The sequence below is a fragment of the Paraburkholderia sp. SIMBA_053 genome (genome assembly GCF_046534895.1).
GTDB lineage: Bacteria > Pseudomonadota > Gammaproteobacteria > Burkholderiales > Burkholderiaceae > Paraburkholderia > Paraburkholderia caledonica.
Genome location: NZ_JAWRXU010001153.1, coordinates 1 through 255, shown reverse-complemented (window position 1 = coordinate 255; position 255 = coordinate 1). Strand labels below are relative to the sequence as shown.

The 255-nt window shown below is 45.9% G+C and carries 1 protein-coding gene; it reads left to right on the top strand.

The window, feature by feature from the left end; translation table 11 throughout:
• Window positions 1–30: 30 nt before the first annotated feature.
• On the top strand, window positions 31–255 hold a 225-nt coding region (locus tag SB753_RS39270; RefSeq protein WP_410805448.1), incomplete at its 3' end, for a hypothetical protein.

Genomic DNA, 255 nt, shown 5'->3' with positions numbered 1-255 from the left:
ATATGAACCTGATTCAACGATGCAGTCACCATGAATAGAAATGAGCTTCTCGTAAAATTGGCAAGCTGCTCTATCGAGAGTAAGCAGCTTTATGCGTCTTCCTGTTTGCGTCGCTATTGTGAGATCAAAGATATCTCGCACCCGGCTGTTACTGAATTGTTAGATCATCTTGACTCCATTCTTGCAAGCCGGAATCTATCCGTATGGGATGCAAGAGGAGCGTTGCTTGGCTTGAACGGACGAGGTGATCCGATC